Raw genomic sequence first — 16,584 nt, forward strand, 5'->3', positions numbered from 1 at the left:
AACTATTTAAAATCTTCTAATAATTCTTTTCTTAATTCCGCAAATTCATCCGATAAATTATTTTTAAGTTCAGTATAAATTTCATCATCGATTTTACTTTGAGTGAATAGTGTCTTTTTAACATAAGGGATAACTTTTTTAGAACTAATTGAAATTAAAAATGCAATAATTTCATTGTAAATATAAGATTTTTCATTAAATTGGCTTAGTTTATCTATTAGTAAATTTTCAATTGATTCTGATCTATAATGTTTTCCTTTTAATCCATACAATACCCATGAGATAATTTTGTGATGCTTGCTGTTTAAATTTTTTATAAGATATTCTTTTATATAATTTCTTTTTGGGAAATATGCAGAACTAAATGCAATAGAAATAATTATAGAATATCTATTTATATTCCAAATAGAACTAATATTATTCTCTATAGTGCGAAACTCTTCTTCTCCTAGATTATATTTTTTGAATAGATGTCCTAAAGAAGATATTGCAGATGATTTCACTTTAATACTTTTGTCATTTTGAATAGAGTAAATTAATATAGAGAAAATTTCTTTCAATTCCGTAGTGCTAAGTTTTTCTTGCATTTGTCCCAAGATAAAATTTGCAATTTCTCTATGTTTACTAAATCGACTTGTTAAGAGGGTATTTCTGATTATATCAATAATCTCTTTATACTGAAAAAATTGTAATCTTTTTGCTGCTTCATATTGAATAATAGTATTAGAATGTAGTAGTTTTTCTAATAAGTCATTGATTGATAGATCTTTACATTCTAAAAAAGCGTCAAAACTTGAAATTCTATCATTTACCATATTATTTTTTTCCTGTTACACTTATCTTTCGAATGCTGAGAATGGCAACATCCCCAAGCTTTTTGAGTAGATTTAGCTTGTTTGGCAGATATTTGCCCACAATTAATTAATTCTTACAATACTTCACATTTATCTGGTTTTTTCCTGTGCTTTGAAAATACTCATTTATTTTTTTATAAACTTGATTAGCAACCCCAGTATCTACTTGATTTCCATTTGCTGCCATCATTACTGTATCAAGCGCTTTTTTTCCTTTTTCATAAATAATAACTATACCTAAAGTTACAAGCGCAGCTTTACTTAACACAATCAATTCAGGAGCAATAAGGGAACTGCCAAGCCTTTAAGGGTCGTTCCATCTTTGTACGTTCAGTGCAAACTGATATAAATTTTCCCCACCCATCAATCCAATCGGATCCTGATTCACAAACCGCCCCGCATAAGGCTCGTAATACCTGAAGAAGTTGTAATGCAGTCCAATTTCACGGTCGGTATACTGGTTTTACAATCTAAACGGCTGATGTGCATCCTTATAAACCCTCTCATCCTTTTTCAGACGACCCCAGGCGGTGTATTCGCCGTACCACAAGAGGTTGCCGTTGAAATCGTAGTGGTAGCGGATGGTTTCTGAACGGGCAGGTACAGCATATCGTACTGCACATCGCGCCAGTCGGTTTCAGGCAAATCGTTTCGGGCGTTCTCTTCTTTAGACGGCACTTTCCATTGGTGCTGGCCGTTTTCGTTGTAGACGAAGCAGGTAAGGGTAAGCGTATAGGGCAAGGTCGCCTGAAGGTTATTTCAGACAATCTTGATATTTTGTTGGGTCTTGACCCAACCTACGCTTGCTAGAAACATTTACAGTTATTTGGATTTTGATTAGCTTTATATAGTTTAAAGGATTTAAAATTAGCAAATTATAAAAGAATTCAGATTTAAAATGAATGTATTTAAATCTCTCTTCCATAACTTAATGCTCTTAGAAAAGTATAATGATATAGTTGGCTCTTCAGATAAAAAACATGCATAACTTTTTTCGATTGGTAAAACTTCCAAGTCATCCATTCCTTCAAAAACTAGAGTACAAGTTTTGTTTGGTTGGTATCTATGACGAATAGTCCAATATTCTGATATATCTAAATCATTTCCTTCTGATTCTTTTAAAACAATCCAGTTATGGTTATGTAATTGGTCTCTTAAATCTTCAATATGATATTTCATAGTATATTTCCCTCTAGTTATACTACATCCGGGTCGTAGGCGTAGCGGCGGTTAAGTACGGTACAAAAAAGGTCGTCTGAAAATATCGAATCTTACTTTTTGGTTTTTTTCTTAGGATTTAATTCTTCTTTACGTTGCTTATAAAACTGCCAATATTTTTTGTCTTCCATAGAGAAAGGTGTGTAACGTAGCTCATTATAAGTTAGGTCAAAATATTTATAGGCATTTTCCATATCACCTAATTCGTAATAAACGATTCCTGTCCATATAAACACACCTGCTGCAGGTTCATCTTTTCGTGCCTCAAGTGCAATTAACATCCACTCAAGAGCTTTTTGATAATCACCTAATTTTTTATAGCTTCCTGAAATACCACAAGCAATCGCAGAAGTAGGTTCAACAAATTGAGTGGCTGGTTTAGGTAAAAGTTCCCATGCTTGATTCAGAATATCAATGCGTTCCTCCGGTGTAGTAGCATCATTTGAGTTACATACAAAATCATTGATTTGTTTGTTTAATTCATAATTTACTTGATCTAAATACATAATTTCTCCTTCTTATGTGCATTCTTTAAAGAGTATTTATTACCATGTTGGTCCGATTGCGGACCTGTGCCAAGGGTTCGTGCGTTCCATACATGCCCTACGTCAGGATTGGAGGTTTCATGCTGTCTACGGATTGCTTCAGATTATTATAAATTCTATATTTGTACAGAATTTAATTGTCTTTTTGCCGTTTTATTTCTTAATATATTTTTCTATATATCTGTATTGCTCTTGTGTACATTTAACTGAAAAAAATATTTTTCCACTTATAATACTTTGAGCAGAAAAAATATCTTTCTCATATTTGAATTTTATTTTACTTAACGGAATCTTTCCTTTTCCATTTTCTTTTCCACAAAAAAGCTTATATTGTAATTCATTATTACTTATACCTATGTCTCCACAAGTTTTTTGACTTTTATATTCTGATACAATTATATTTAACCAGCCATGTTGAAAATCATACGAGTAATGTGAAACATAAGGTAATTTAGAAGAAGAGGATACTATTAGAGATAAAATTAAACTTAAAATTGATTTCATAATTTATTTACCATTTAATTTATTAATTTCCTTAGATAACGAAGTAGGAGTAACCCAACCAGACATTTTCATTTCTTTAATATCAGCAGCTTAACTTTGCTCCATATGCAAAACTTGCACACTGCTTATTTCGTAAATTATATCCAGAAGTTTCTGTATTTTTATTATTAATGAGATTGTCAAAAAACAAATCTTTCAAAGGATCTTGATGAAGGTTTGAAGTCGACTGAAAATTATTTTAGACGAGCTTATGGGTTTGTTAAACCTTGATAAAATTTACGTTTACTCAAAATCTATAATTTTTCCATATTCAAGAATTTCATCGAAATTGTCTGCTATTTTCCCGATGCTTCCATCATCTAGCCAATACTCCCATATTGAGAAATCATCTTCCAAATCAAAATACACGCACGCTCCATCAGCTAAAGAGCCAAACAGCAAACCTCTTTTTACTCGTTCTGAGTCAATATATCCATTTGAGTCATGCCTTTCTACAATATTAGGCATCTGTTGTTTCTCTTTATTTATCTCTACTAGGTATTTTAAATAGCACCATTGAGGAAAGCCATTTAAGTTATCAAACAACGATTCTTCATTAAACAGATTAATTTGATAGTTGTTGAATTCAATCTCCATAAACAAATTGAATTTATCAAGGGTATTTTTATATGACTGAGGAAACAAGATGTTTAAATTTCTTTCTATGCTTGATAATTCTTTCATGATTAGTCCTTTCAATATGAGTTTTTTTTACAACTTCCAATATAATCCCGTGCACGTTTTTCCAATAGGCCTCACGAAATTTATCGTGCGCCTCAGCTTATGCTTTATCTCTATGAAATCTTTCTGTAATAAAGAGTTGTGTACCTGTACCAGGGGTTCGTAGCTGTCGGGATCGGTGTAGAGATAAGTATATCTTCCGTCCGGGTGGGCTTCCTGCAAGAGGTGGCTGCCGTCCCAAACAAATTAGGAGGCCAGTAATATCATAGACGTAGACATCTTTAGACATTATTAGGCTTCTTACTAAACCATCTCTTCATTATTTTCATTGCCTTTTAGCAAAGATAGGCGTATTAAAAGTATCTTTTGAAATAATTTATTGCCTTATAAGAGCTGATACCACAATGGTTTATACACTCAATAAACCAATATAGATTATCACAGTTTCTATCTAATTCTTCTGATTTAAATGGAGTAAGAATTAAACGATAAATATGATTTAATTCTATATTTTTTTTATCTTTTTTATTTAAAGTTGACCATTTTTTTAATAGTGCAATTTCAATAACTTCATTTCGGTATTTTTCTAAGTTATCAATAGTTTCATCATAATATCTCCAATAATTTTCTGCGCTATCAACATAAGGTTTATAGATACTTATACATAAAATTGGATTCTCTATAATAATATCTAATATAGAAAGCATAATCTTTCTATAAATTTGTTCAGTATTATTTTCAATTAATAAATTGATAATTTCTAAGAAATATTTTTCCATCTGATTTCTCTTATTTATCCATTTGTTGCAGTAATTCTAAACATAGCTAGCAAAGGATTACATGTTGCACATGCATGTTTTGGTTTCTCAAAACAGTTATCTTTTGCTAAATTTAGAGTTTCTATGGTTGTTAACAGGAGTTTATTGTCCTTGACCAAGAATTTCTTCTCCAATTATGGAATCTAACTCTATCCATGCATCTTCAAGTTGATTAACAATAGAAGATTCATTTTTATTTGGATCGTCTTTTAAATTGAGATACCAAATATGTGTTAATTTCGGTATTTCATATAAAATAGACGCTAATCTTTTTTCAATTAGATTATGATTATGAGTATAATGCTTTATTTCATTTAAAATTTTTAATAATTCTTGATAGTCCTTTACATCGAATTCAAGATCCATTCTGACCTTATAAATAAAACGATTATTTTCAAGTTTTTCTAATAATTCTTTCATGGTAACCACCTTTAAGTTATACAAAGAAAAGGATTGCTTCTTCTGGATAGTTTATTTATTTTTAAAGTTAAGCGTTCACTCCGATAGAAATAGATAACACATCTTCCTCATTGTCGAGTAGAGAAATATCGATAACTTTATCTATTTTATGACTAAAGAATTTTAAACAATAAAAATTAGGTTTGTTTATTAATTCCAGCCAATTGCTAATATTTTTTATTTTGATAATAAACAAGGGGAATACTTCTATTGGTATTTCAGCCGAATCATTTATTCCTCCATAAAAGTATACATAAGCAATATCATTTTCCTCTGGTGCAAAAAAATTTAATATTTCATTTTTTATCGATAAACTAAAATTCTCTTTTGATAATTCTATATTTCTATAGGGGGTAAAAGTACGATTTATTATGTCACATGAGAGTGGATATGGAATAATTTTTTCAGAATCTGAAATTAAATGATTTAAAAAATGACTTTCTTTCATTTTTTTCATTAAATGATTCTGTTTTAAAGTAAAGATCTTATCTTCTAAAGTTGTCATGATACTATTTCCTATGTTGTACGGTTACATTATCTTTGTATTACTCCCAAGAAAATGTACGATTCCCATTATTTCTTTTTTGACTAAGATTTCTATCCATTTTGGCAGTAGCTACATGCCAGTGTGGACAAGGGTGTTTTGCAGGTAGAAGGGTTGGTATGCGCTATCCCGAATTGGTCGTAGTGGAAGTAGTGGGCTTGTTGGCGGCTTGCTTCTGTTGGGGATGGGGTCGTCTGAAAGCTGGGTGAGTGAGGGTTTAGGGTTTCAGACGATCCTGTAGGTTATGGCTTACCGAAAATATATTTTTCCTCTAGTTTAGTTTTATCATGCTCAAGAAAAAAAATGTTTCTATATTCAGATAAACTATTATGATTGACCGCTGAATATTGTTCTTCATTACTGCCATCATCTTCCCAATGACAAATGGGACAAATATCATAGTTGGATTTACTAGACAAGGTATAAAAATGACAACACGGACATTTTACTTTCTGATTTATCTCGTCTCCATAGACGTTTATTCCTTTGGAGAGAAGAAGACTAAGTTTTTTAGCTAGAAATTTATTACTTAAAATTGAATTTTTATATGTTAACCCTAAGGTAACTACAGGATTAAAAAAATCATCATAAAATTCTATGTCATCAAAATCATGTGTACTTAAGTAGCTTATAAGTTCTTTATTTAAATGTTCTGTTTCAGATTCATAGGAATACCAAAAGTCTAATAGGATATTCATCTTTTCAGAATTAGATATTGAATTAGTCTGATACTCAGAAAAAATTTTAATAGCTTCTGTTCTAGTCATGATAAAACCTTTCCATTTGATCTCAGATGCTTTAATTAGCCCTAAGGGATCAATCCAGCTAACAATATTGGGATTAAAGGTATATAGATTTTTCCCACCCCACAACCCAATCGGATCCGGATTCACAAACCGCCCAGCCTCAGGTTCGTAATAACGCATCAGGTTGTAATGCAGCCCCGTCTCACGGTCGGCATACTGATTTTGCCGTCTGAACGGCTGATTCGCAACCTTGTAAACCCGCTCGTCCTCTCTCAGCCGGCTCCAGCCGGTGTAGTTGCCGAACCAAACCAGATTGCCGTGGATGTCGGTCATCTCGCGCGGTATACCGAATTGATCGCAGTGGAAGTAGTGGGTTTGTTGGCGGCTTTCTCCGTCTTTGTTGGTCCAGTTATGTACCTATGCCAAGGGTTCGTGCGTACCGCACACCCTACGTCGGGATTGGAGGTTTCATGGGGGCTACGGCTTGCTTTTAAGTTTTATAAGAATAATATTATGTATCAAGAAATGGCATTAATTGTTCTGGCTTTAAAGTTAGTAGTGAGATTGTTTTTCCTTTAGTATCGCAGAATTCAACCTCATATGCTTCATAAGGATTTGAATAAACTTCTACAATTGCACCGATGTCTCCCTGTTGTAAATTAAAACCAGGAAGATCTTGTTGCAATTTGACTACTTCTAAAAGTGAATATTTCATTAGAAACTCCTTAATAATTAACTATAAAACATATGTAGTTGCCTTTGGAGGTGTACTCCTGAAGTAATCGCGTTCCGTCCACCGCGAGTTCGTAGGCGGTTTTGGCACCGAGTCCGTCGATGTAGGCGGTCAGTCGGTCGAGGCAGTCGTTTTGCCCTCTCCCCAGCCTTCTCCCACGAGAAAGGGAGTAGATGTTGGGATGGAAAAAAGTTCATCCAACACTTCTTTGATTTATATTAATCCAAATAAAAGTCTGAATTATTTAATTCCTTCCACTCTTCCAAAGAATAAAGAAAAGGCAAAGAAAAGTTTTCCAATATTTTTTCTTTTAAATTTTCTGACATCATAAATGCTCCTGAATAATTATAATTGGAAGACAATAAAATATCCTTATCTGAATTAGTATATGCCTCCAGTGAATAATCATCTTCATCTAATGCTAAATCTGGGTAAACAATTTCATCCTGAATTTCCCAATCAACTATTCTTACTAAATAATAGACTTCATTCGTCAATAACTCACCTTTTGTATTGACAATAATTGCTTTACTCATTCCAAAATCATGATCAAACCCGTATTTTTTAATAAATTCCAAAAAACGTGCTGACATGATAAAGAAATCATTATATGGAAGAAAATCAAAAGTAACACCTCTTGCTTTCTTTAAGCAGACATAAACCTTTTCAGGCATTGGAGGAATTTCTTGTCCCTTTACAAACCAACTCCACGGAAAGTCAAAATCAGGATGCGTTTTCTTAGGGTTAAACTTCTCTGATATACCCACAGCTCCACTACTTACTCGTGGCAACCCCATTTTTTCTGCTTTATCCATGCTTTGTAGGGCATATCCCCATACTAGTAATTTTTTCATAATATCCTCCTAATCTAATCGTTTGGGCGAGTTGGTAGATGAATATCCTCCAACAGATATGGACTTACTCAAACGATTTTTTAAACTTTTTTGTAAATCTCGTACACGCCGTCGCACTTGTGCCTGTAATCGACCATGATGTGGTTGCGGTAGGCGAAACCGCGTGCGTACAATTCTGCTGTAAATGCGACCATTAACATTTAAAAAAGGAACTGCCCCTGTATTTTGTTTTGCAGATACTTTTGTAAGGAAACCTAATATGGATTCCAAGCCTAAAGGATCAATCCAGCTTGTAATATTAGAAGCGAACCAGTATAGATTCTCTCCACCTTCTAACCCAATCGGATCCTGATTCACAAACCGACCCGTATCAATCTCGTAATACCTGAAGAAGTTGTAATGCAACCCCGTCTCACGGTTGCAATAGTAGTTTTGCAGGCGGAAGGGTTGGTGAGCAGTTCCTCCGGATGTGTTGGTTTCGCTCTTCAGTTTGCCCCAACCGTAATAATCCCCAAACCAGGTTACCGTCTTTATCGGTCATTTCACGCGGAATGCCGATTTGGTCGCAGTGGAAGTAGTGAGTTTGTTGGCGGCTTTCGCCGTCTTCATTGGTCCAGTTGTGTACCTTTGCCAAGGGTTCGTAGCTGTCGTTTTGCCCTCTCCCCAGCCCTCTCCCACGAAAGAAGGAGTAGATGTTGGGATGAAAAAAGTTCATCCAACACTTCTTTGATTTATATTAATCCCAATAACTGTCTAAATTGTTCAATTCCTTCCACTCTTCCAAAGAATAAAGAAAAGGCAAAGAAAAGTTTTCCAATATTTTGTCTTTTAAATTTTCTGACACCATAAATGCTTCCATATACTTATATTTGGAAGACAGCAAAATATCCTTATCCGAATTAGTATATGCTTCCAGCGAAAAACCTTTTTCATCTCTTCCTAAATCCGGGTAAACAATTTCATCCTCAATTTCCCAGCTAACTATTCTTACCAAATAATAGACTTCATTTGTCAATAGCTCACCTTTTGTATTGACAATAATGGCTTCGCTCATACCAAAATTATAATTAAAACCATATTTTTTAATAAATTCCAAAAAACGCGCTGACATGATAAAGAAGTTGTAGCCATAAGGTAGAAAATCAAAAGTAACACTCCTTGCTTTTTTTAAGCAGACATAAACCTTTTCAGGCATTGGAGGAATTTCTTGTCCCTTTACGAACCAACTCCATGAAAAGTCAAAATCAGGATGCGTTTTTTTAGGGTTGAATACCTCTGATATCCCTACTTCCCCTAAGGAAACCTTAGGCACTTTTCTTTTCGCTAACTCATCTAAACTTTGTGAGCTATATCCCCACACCATCAATTTCTTCATAATACACTCCTAATCTAATCGTTTGGGTGAGTTGGTAGATGAATATCCTCCAACAGATATGGACTTACTCAAACGATTTTTTAAACTTTTTTGTAAATCTCGTACACGCTGTCGCATTTGTGCCTGTAATCGACCATGATATGGTTACGGTAGGCGAAACCGCGTGCGTACAATTTTGCGCACACCTAACATCAGAATTGAAGGCTTCATGCGAGCTATGTCTTGTTACACTTACTATATATACACGACGCTACGCCAGTTTATTAATCATCAGGATTTTCTTCTAAACAATTTAAAAACTCATCAAATGATTTCGCAATAATAATTGAATTTTTTTTAAAATTAGCTTCTCTTGATATATTTTCACTCCATACATCCCTTACATAATAAATAATTTGCCAACTATTTTTTTCTAAACAGAGGTAATTCCCTCCCCAATCAAAAGCAAAAGGAATCAGATTTATAGGTAACTCATTAAGTTCCCATTCATTTATTGTTCTTCCTTCCAATGTAAAATCTGGATCATCCTCAAACTGCTTAGAATATTTCATTGGAATGAAGTCACGAATTTCAATATAGTCAAAATCGATATTATCATTGACAAAACAAGAAAGAGTGGGAGTACCTCCATTCCATTTGAAGTAATGTGACTTGAATGACGCTGGAAAAGATACTTCTAATTTTTTTTCAACCTCATTGAAATCATTTTCAGATAAATTTTTATCGCAATCATAAAAACTAAGCATAACAATCTCCTTTAACAATTTAACAAGCACCAGTTTTTTTCTTCTCCATTCTCTTTTGGAGCGGTTTTCCGACCTCAATATTATTTTTATAAATTTTTATTAGATTTCCCCTCTCATCATATTCATAAGCAAAATCCATTACTTTATTATCATTAATAAATTTCTCAAATTTAATTAATTTTCCATCTTTATAAAACCCAGTATAATAAGATATAGTCTCTTTGCTTTTTCGGATATTGTCTACCTTATCTAAATTGATTTCATCATACAATTTTGCAGGATGGTTATACTTAGGAAAAGTCATTCCTAAATAGTATCTAACAGTCAAATCATTATATTGAGTATTTTTTGTAAGTTGTTGTGATATTTTTAAAGCTCCTGTCAAAAGCAAAATAGTTCCAATCATTCCAATCAGTAACTTTTTCATTGTACTTGCTCCGATTTTAAACCGTATTTTACAAAAATATACTCTATAGTGTTTAAATCTTTATTAAATCACGTTTCTAAAGGGGATATAGCTGTAAAATATTAGATATATACCGTATTATTAAACCAAGACGGTACCAAAAATTAAGGTTTCGGAGCTTATAAACTTAAGAAAGTTGTCTCAAGTATTTGGCCTTTTTATATTGTCTTTTTGTAACAAAGTGACGTAGTCACTTTTAGTGTGGAATAGGTGAGATAAAAAAACAGTGTTTCGTTTTTGGTCAATGAAGTAAAGCAACACATATTGGTCTATAATTTTTCCTCGTGAGGGATACTTACTGTTAATCTTTACTCCGATTTTCTCATCAGCGTCAAAGCCTGCTTCAGGAAAAATCTCTAAACTTTTCAAGCTGTCTAAGATTTTAGCCACAGTATTTTTGGCGGATTGAGGGGATAGAAGTACCGTAGCTATATAGTCGTGTATATTGTCGATAGCTTCCTTGACCTCTTTTGAAGCAATCACTTTATAAGCCATAACGTACCCTCATATCGTCTAGGGAAGTTCCTTCGCCTGCCTCGTATTCTCTCAAGGCACGCTCAGATTGGGCTTGTAATTCTTCAATCAACTGTTCTCTATGTAGATCTTCGGCCGTCTTAATAGGCAAATCTTGCTCCAGGACTATTTGCTCCACAAATAAAGAAATAGCATCTGTCATTGTCATTCCTTTTTCCTTGATAATTTTTCGAGCTTGTTCCATAGTGGCTTCATTCAGTTTAAAATTGTATTGTTTCGATAAAGTTATAGCCATGATATATCTCCTATCTATACGTTATAGATTGATTATATACTAGATATAGATTCTAATCAAGAAAAAAAGTTCTGTTTGATGACAGAACTAAGTTGTTTCAATAGAAGAAGTAGTGCTTTAGTTGACTGAAGTACTGAGCGGTCAAGAAAACGTAATACAGAAAATGCAAGCATCCAACCAAAAAGTGTTTTTCTCATAGCGTTACCTCATCACTAAATATATACCACAGCTTATTTTTTAGCTGCGATTTCCTCGACGGTCTTCTTTGTGGAAAATTCGATTTTTTCAATCGGAGTCATATTGCGATATGTTTTGATAAAAACACGATAAATCAGATACTTTTTATCAGGATCAAGTAAGTCATGAAAGAGGTTAATAACTCCAGTTTTAAAGGTATCAATATCCTCAATAACAAGAAGAATATAAGGCGATTTTTTGTATTAGATGGATGTTATAGTTATCCCTGAGATGAATTTTTTATAAGGATCCCTTGGGATGTGCGTTCTTATAAACCCACTCATCTTTTTTCAGACGCCCCCAGGCGGTGTATTCGCCGTACCACAACGGATTGGCGTCCTTATCGGTCATCTCACGTAGGATGCTGATTTGGTCGCAGTGGAAGTAGTGGGTTTGTTGTCGATTTCTGCCTTCTTCGTTGATGTGGTTTTGATAAGCGAAACCGCATGCGTGCGTACCGCAACACCCTACGTCAGGACTTAAGGTTTTGTCCGGGCTATGGCTTGCTTATCCGTAAGGAATCAAACGAAGGTCATCTGAAAGTTATGTTCCAAACTACCCTATGGTTTAGTTTTGTCTTGACTCAACCAACTTACTAGGTTTACTTTAATATTTTTCCCAGGATAAATCTAAATCGTTTTGTGGAATACATCCCATAGTCAAACATTTTACAGCACATTTGAATGCTATTTCTTTAGATAAAATATATTTAGACTCAAATAAACCAATTTGCCCTCCCGTATTTAATTCTATTTTTAAGGTACTTCCTTCGTTAGGGTTTATTAAATTAAAAATGATGCCATTTTCTTCACCTGTTACAACATATTTCCCTCCCCCTCCACCAATCATTAAATAGTTTTCTTCTGATAAAACTAAATTTACAAGAGTATGTTGCTTAGCATCTAATTTTTCTAAAATTTCTAAAAGTCTTTCCGAGGAATTAATATGATAAACCTCTTCCTTACAATGAAATCCATTCCAGTTATCCAAAGTAATTTCCATAATAACCTCCTTATTTAGGTGGGAAATATCTTTTACTTCCACTAGGTGTATGTACATTAATTGACTTAATCTCTAACTCTCTAGCTAACGAACCAATACCATTGTTTCTACCACATGATGGGCATAATTCTCTATAAACATAAATATCAGCTGTTTTTGCTTTGCCTTTCATACCATCATTTAAAGCTCTTTGAGTAACGTGCCCTTCTGCATGTGTCTTAGTAATAGCATTGAATTTGTCAAAAGTAGTATCTATTCCGTGTCCATTATGTCCATAAAACACTCGACCACCGGTTTTTAAACGAGTAGCTGTATGCACATCTATTTCAGACCCTGCCTTAGACATTTTTTTACGTTTGCGGAATCTAGCCAATAATCGAAACTTGTGTTTAATATCATATGGAGGATCAATAGTTTCCGTTCTAGCCCAACCAGAAGAATCAATCCATCCCAGCACATTCATCGAAAACTGATAAAAGTTTGTCCCTCCCATCAATCCAATCTGATCCTGATTCACAAACCGACCGACGTTCGGCTCATAGTACCTAAAGAAGTTGTAATGCAGCCCGGCCTCACGGTCGGCATATTGGTACTGCAGGCGGAAGGGTTGGTGATCAGTTCCGGATATGTTGGTTTCATTCTTCGGTTTACCCCAACCGTAATAATCCCCGAATCAAACCCGATTGCCGTCCTTATCGGTCATTTCTCTTGGAATGCCGATTTAGTCGTAGTGGAAGTAGTGGGTTTGTTGGTGGCTTTCGCCGTCTTCGTTGGTCCGGTTGTGTACCTGTGTCAAAGGTTCGTAGCTGTCTTGGTTGGTGTAGATATAGGTGTAGTTGCCTTTGTAGGTGTACTCCTGAAGTAATCTAGTTCCGTCCCAGACGAAGTGGATTTCCTCATCGAGGCTGTCTGAAAAGCAGAACCCTTGTGCGCGTGTACCGCGCACACTTTACGTCGAGATTGGAGGTTTCATGCAGGCTACGGCTTGCTTTGAAATCTATTTTTGAACGTAAGAAATTTATCATATGAATTTAGTTGTTCAGCAGAATAATTTTCCATAATTTCAGCATTATCACTATCTGCAATAGAAACAAAAAATATGACATTTTTTGTTTTTTCCTTATCTACACTTGCTATCGCTTTTTTAAATCCTTCTATAATTGAATCATATACTTCCGCCTGATATTGCTCAAAATTATCTTCTGATATTAATGTATTTGCATCATTAAGAATATTTTGAATCTCATTATTGAATATACTATCTATTTTCTCAGGAACCTCTCCAAGTCCTATTGCAAATTGAGGGTAATACCATTTAATAAAAGGCTGATCTTCTTTTGGGTAGTTTACTTTTTCTATTTCGTAGTGAGAAATAGTGTTAGCAGCCCAACCCAGATATGAACAATAGTCATCAATATATAATGTATAGGCAAAAACTTCATTAGAATTATATCTCTCTAATACATAGTTAAATGTCTCTGTAACTCCTTTATATACATTCTGAATTAAATCTTGAATTATATAATTACTTAAAATACTCATTTTAATTTTCCTTTTATAAATTTTTGTTATCAATCAGTTTCTATGAACATTTACTACGTGATCCGTTTTTCCAAAAACCTTACCACCAATTCTAGTTAATTACTTACTCATGTATCTATCTGTTTGAGCTTTATTATACATAATTTCCTATCTTTTTTCTTAAAAATAAAAATATTTTAATCCAAAAGGGTGTTGTTAATCCCCAAATTCCTCCGAATATCAATCCTTCAAGGAGCATAAAACTCTCACTTTCGATTTGTATAGCTAATCCCAGTAACATCCCAATTAACATTTGAATTATGGATAGATATTTAATATTTTTTCTTTCTAATTCCAAATGAAATAAAATAACTAGAAAGAAAGAGATAATCGGAAACACGACCAACTTAACTATCGTGTTATCCCCATAATAAGCCATCCATAACCAAATGAAAAACCAAGAAATTAAAATACTTATCCAATACTTTTGAATAAATTCTTTGACTTTAATTAACATGGAAGTCCTCCTTTGGTTATGATGTTTACAGTATATTCTTGAGATATATTTATTCATATAAAGTTAAATTCTTTTCTGTGCTTTTATATATATCTGTATAGAAATAAATTCTATTATCATTTATCTCTTTCAAATAAACCAAGTCTTCGATACCTCCAATATACTCAATGGATAAATCATCTAAATTTAATATTGCAAGCCTAAATCCAACAACCCAAAATCGTCTAATGAAAACAGGAATATATATTTTTTTATTGAAATACAACAAAGGCCCTCCAAAACCCTGTTCTTTAATAATAACTTGACCGTTAATGGATAGACTTCCAACTAAGGGAGAACCTTGATTTACTTCCATCAAATCAAGGTAACTGACTTCCCATTCGTCAAAAAAATTTTTTTCTTGAAATTCTAAAGGAGTTTCATTCGATATTTTTAACTTAGACATTTTTATTCTTGTCAAAGAATTGAAATCTTCTTCTAATTCTACAAGGAGTTTACCAACTTCATTATTAAATGGCCAAGAATCAATTACTATCCGAGACAATAAAAATTCTTTTCCTTTTTTTTGTTGAAAAATACTTTCTGAATTTAGATAATTAATCATGTCATATAGTTCATTTTTTATAGAAATCAATTGCTGTTTATTTGTATAACTATATTCATCACAATTATTAATCATTTTATCAATTTCGACTAAAACAATATTAATCTTTTTTAAAAATTGCTCCTGATTCATTGTCTTATTAACCTTTCTAAGTCATTAGTATATTTTTGTGTTTGTCCACCAGGAAACCCCAAACCTTGAGGTGCAGCTTTGCCTTCAATAATAGTTGTTCCTAATAGCCGTCGCGGCAGAAGCCGTGTAAATCGGGTTATTAAAAAATATGATTACTTACGCCGTCTAACAAGTTTTTCAGAAGGCCTGGTCAGCCATTGAAAGAAGAAACTGGGGGCGTACCTTGGGGCACGCACCCTACATTCGGTCTACAGTTTGCTACACTTGCTCTTCTAAAAGTTGACACTACGATTATTTAGTAAAACCAATTTCTTTTATTAACCTATCGACTAAATTATTTAAATTAATTCCTTTTGGTACTTCAATTTTAACATTATCACAAAATTTTAATAATAATTCCAAGAGGTATTCCTTATTATTTATATTAGGGATACATGGCATTATTTGTATACTCTCCTTTACAAAGGTACCAAAAAGAAATTTTTTACTCTTCTTTAATATAATCGGATTTAATAAATCTCCATTTCTATTAAATATTTCATAAGCATTTTGTTTGACATCGTCTGGTTCTAAATATAATTCAGCATCTTTGATATCGGCAAATAGACTAACGTCTCCACTATCAATTACAATAATTGGTATAATATTTCTATTATCGTTAATAATATATTCATGAGAATCTATTAATCTATCCACCCAAAAACTTGTCATAGTAACTATCTCTTCAAGATTAATACCATCATCAATATCACTAATTCCAATAGTGTAGATTAAAGCGTAGGGGTCTTTGAGTACGCTTGCTTCAAAATCATCTGGAACAGGCGAAGCTTGAAATGATTTTATAAAGTCCTGAATTTTATCTTGATCTTTCATAATCACTATAGATACTGTTGAAGGGCCGCAGTCATATAAAGTATCTTCAAAAAAAACTTCATCAATTGGTTTTAAAAATTCAACTATTCCTATGCGATCAGGAATAAATCCCAATAAAAATCCTAATATTCCTTTTTTAAAATTACCATTCCATACTAAATTAACTTTAGTATTTTCTTTTAGCTTTCTAAAAAAATCTAAATCTTGACCACTTGTACCAAGAAAACAACGATAACAAGAAGAATTATTTACTATGTTCAGAAGAGTTTTCAAATTTTTTTGTGTCTCTTTTTCACTGCTCTCTCTTTTAATCTTTGTATACATAGTTCACCTTAATTTATATATTT

General features: G+C 33.2%; 27 protein-coding genes and 1 pseudogene. All 28 read right to left on the bottom strand.

The features are described from left to right. Window positions 1–2: 2 nt before the first annotated feature. Window positions 3–815 carry a hypothetical protein gene (locus QM941_RS02350; RefSeq protein ID WP_414338446.1) on the bottom strand — a complete coding sequence of 271 codons (813 nt, stop codon included), beginning with the start codon at window positions 813–815 and terminating at the stop codon, window positions 3–5. Continuing rightward, the gene (locus QM941_RS02355) at window positions 809–922 is read right to left on the bottom strand and encodes a polymorphic toxin type 34 domain-containing protein (RefSeq protein ID WP_414338873.1); all 114 of its coding nucleotides are present in this window, start codon (window positions 920–922) and stop codon (window positions 809–811) included. Before QM941_RS02355 ends, QM941_RS02350 begins: the two co-directional genes overlap by 7 nt. Continuing rightward, window positions 922–1,122 (bottom strand): polymorphic toxin type 34 domain-containing protein, encoded by a 201-nt coding sequence (locus tag QM941_RS02360; RefSeq protein ID WP_414338449.1) that lies wholly within the window; start codon window positions 1,120–1,122, stop codon window positions 922–924. The genes QM941_RS02355 and QM941_RS02360 overlap by 1 nt, the downstream gene beginning before the upstream one ends. A 36-nt stretch (window positions 1,123–1,158) precedes the next feature. Then, window positions 1,159–1,302, bottom strand: a pseudogene (locus QM941_RS02365) (RHS repeat-associated core domain-containing protein); the annotation flags it as partial. Window positions 1,303–1,721: 419 nt separating this feature from the next. Further along, a complete protein-coding gene (locus QM941_RS02370; RefSeq protein WP_414338452.1) occupies window positions 1,722–2,033 on the bottom strand; it encodes a hypothetical protein in 312 nt (103 codons plus the stop codon). A gap of 92 nt (window positions 2,034–2,125) precedes the next feature. Continuing rightward, window positions 2,126–2,578: a tetratricopeptide repeat protein gene (locus QM941_RS02375; protein WP_414338455.1), complete on the bottom strand. Its 453-nt coding sequence runs from the start codon at window positions 2,576–2,578 to the stop codon at window positions 2,126–2,128. Window positions 2,579–2,770: 192 nt separating this feature from the next. Then, window positions 2,771–3,121 carry a hypothetical protein gene (locus tag QM941_RS02380; RefSeq protein WP_414338458.1) on the bottom strand — a complete coding sequence of 117 codons (351 nt, stop codon included), beginning with the start codon at window positions 3,119–3,121 and terminating at the stop codon, window positions 2,771–2,773. 282 nt (window positions 3,122–3,403) lie between these two features. Then, entirely contained in the window at window positions 3,404–3,844 is a 441-nt protein-coding gene (locus tag QM941_RS02385) for an SMI1/KNR4 family protein (RefSeq protein ID WP_414338460.1), read from the bottom strand. 350 nt (window positions 3,845–4,194) lie between these two features. Continuing rightward, window positions 4,195–4,620, bottom strand: a complete 426-nt coding sequence (locus QM941_RS02390; RefSeq protein ID WP_414338462.1) for a hypothetical protein — start codon at window positions 4,618–4,620, stop codon at window positions 4,195–4,197. A 141-nt stretch (window positions 4,621–4,761) separates the two neighbouring features. Then, a complete protein-coding gene (locus tag QM941_RS02395) occupies window positions 4,762–5,079 on the bottom strand; it encodes a hypothetical protein (protein WP_074324566.1) in 318 nt (105 codons plus the stop codon). Window positions 5,080–5,146: 67 nt separating this feature from the next. Further along, window positions 5,147–5,623, bottom strand: a complete 477-nt coding sequence (locus tag QM941_RS02400; RefSeq protein ID WP_414338465.1) for a hypothetical protein — start codon at window positions 5,621–5,623, stop codon at window positions 5,147–5,149. 281 nt (window positions 5,624–5,904) lie between these two features. After that, window positions 5,905–6,741 (bottom strand): RHS repeat-associated core domain-containing protein, encoded by an 837-nt coding sequence (locus QM941_RS02405; protein ID WP_414338467.1) that lies wholly within the window; start codon window positions 6,739–6,741, stop codon window positions 5,905–5,907. Window positions 6,742–6,919: 178 nt separating this feature from the next. After that, complete coding sequence (locus QM941_RS02410) at window positions 6,920–7,123, bottom strand: DUF4926 domain-containing protein (RefSeq protein WP_414338470.1); 204 nt, start codon at window positions 7,121–7,123, stop codon at window positions 6,920–6,922. A 236-nt stretch (window positions 7,124–7,359) separates the two neighbouring features. Continuing rightward, complete coding sequence (locus QM941_RS02415) at window positions 7,360–7,995, bottom strand: Imm43 family immunity protein (RefSeq protein WP_414338472.1); 636 nt, start codon at window positions 7,993–7,995, stop codon at window positions 7,360–7,362. A 9-nt stretch (window positions 7,996–8,004) separates the two neighbouring features. Next, window positions 8,005–8,484, bottom strand: coding sequence for an RHS repeat-associated core domain-containing protein (locus QM941_RS02420; protein ID WP_414338875.1), 480 nt, complete (start codon window positions 8,482–8,484; stop codon window positions 8,005–8,007). Continuing rightward, on the bottom strand, window positions 8,408–8,710 hold the full coding sequence (locus QM941_RS02425) for an RHS domain-containing protein (RefSeq protein ID WP_414338474.1): 303 nt from the start codon (window positions 8,708–8,710) through the stop codon (window positions 8,408–8,410). Before QM941_RS02425 ends, QM941_RS02420 begins: the two co-directional genes overlap by 77 nt. A 21-nt stretch (window positions 8,711–8,731) precedes the next feature. Continuing rightward, window positions 8,732–9,370, bottom strand: coding sequence for an Imm43 family immunity protein (locus tag QM941_RS02430; protein WP_006148321.1), 639 nt, complete (start codon window positions 9,368–9,370; stop codon window positions 8,732–8,734). 263 nt (window positions 9,371–9,633) lie between these two features. Further along, window positions 9,634–10,116 carry an SMI1/KNR4 family protein gene (locus QM941_RS02435; RefSeq protein WP_414338478.1) on the bottom strand — a complete coding sequence of 161 codons (483 nt, stop codon included), beginning with the start codon at window positions 10,114–10,116 and terminating at the stop codon, window positions 9,634–9,636. A gap of 19 nt (window positions 10,117–10,135) precedes the next feature. After that, a complete protein-coding gene (locus QM941_RS02440; RefSeq protein WP_414338480.1) occupies window positions 10,136–10,543 on the bottom strand; it encodes a hypothetical protein in 408 nt (135 codons plus the stop codon). A 180-nt stretch (window positions 10,544–10,723) separates the two neighbouring features. Next, complete coding sequence (locus QM941_RS02445) at window positions 10,724–11,077, bottom strand: type II toxin-antitoxin system RelE/ParE family toxin (RefSeq protein ID WP_414338483.1); 354 nt, start codon at window positions 11,075–11,077, stop codon at window positions 10,724–10,726. Then, window positions 11,067–11,351 (bottom strand): type II toxin-antitoxin system RelB/DinJ family antitoxin, encoded by a 285-nt coding sequence (locus tag QM941_RS02450; RefSeq protein WP_033629679.1) that lies wholly within the window; start codon window positions 11,349–11,351, stop codon window positions 11,067–11,069. Before QM941_RS02450 ends, QM941_RS02445 begins: the two co-directional genes overlap by 11 nt. A gap of 477 nt (window positions 11,352–11,828) precedes the next feature. Beyond that, window positions 11,829–12,011 (bottom strand): RHS domain-containing protein, encoded by a 183-nt coding sequence (locus tag QM941_RS02455; RefSeq protein ID WP_414338877.1) that lies wholly within the window; start codon window positions 12,009–12,011, stop codon window positions 11,829–11,831. Between the two features lie 183 nt (window positions 12,012–12,194). Next, window positions 12,195–12,590, bottom strand: coding sequence for a hypothetical protein (locus tag QM941_RS02460; protein ID WP_414338486.1), 396 nt, complete (start codon window positions 12,588–12,590; stop codon window positions 12,195–12,197). Between the two features lie 10 nt (window positions 12,591–12,600). After that, complete coding sequence (locus QM941_RS02465; RefSeq protein ID WP_414338880.1) at window positions 12,601–13,218, bottom strand: RHS repeat-associated core domain-containing protein; 618 nt, start codon at window positions 13,216–13,218, stop codon at window positions 12,601–12,603. A 350-nt stretch (window positions 13,219–13,568) separates the two neighbouring features. After that, window positions 13,569–14,132, bottom strand: coding sequence for a DUF4303 domain-containing protein (locus QM941_RS02470; protein ID WP_414338489.1), 564 nt, complete (start codon window positions 14,130–14,132; stop codon window positions 13,569–13,571). 133 nt (window positions 14,133–14,265) lie between these two features. Then, window positions 14,266–14,628 (bottom strand): cytochrome C biogenesis protein, encoded by a 363-nt coding sequence (locus tag QM941_RS02475; protein WP_414338492.1) that lies wholly within the window; start codon window positions 14,626–14,628, stop codon window positions 14,266–14,268. Between the two features lie 49 nt (window positions 14,629–14,677). Then, entirely contained in the window at window positions 14,678–15,364 is a 687-nt protein-coding gene (locus tag QM941_RS02480) for a hypothetical protein (protein WP_414338493.1), read from the bottom strand. A gap of 291 nt (window positions 15,365–15,655) precedes the next feature. Continuing rightward, on the bottom strand, window positions 15,656–16,561 hold the full coding sequence (locus tag QM941_RS02485; protein WP_414338495.1) for a hypothetical protein: 906 nt from the start codon (window positions 16,559–16,561) through the stop codon (window positions 15,656–15,658). Between the last annotated feature and the right edge of the window lie 23 nt (window positions 16,562–16,584).

Origin of the sequence: Streptococcus timonensis, assembly GCF_047460355.1 — a bacterium.
In the GTDB taxonomy this organism is placed as follows: domain Bacteria; phylum Bacillota; class Bacilli; order Lactobacillales; family Streptococcaceae; genus Streptococcus; species Streptococcus timonensis_A.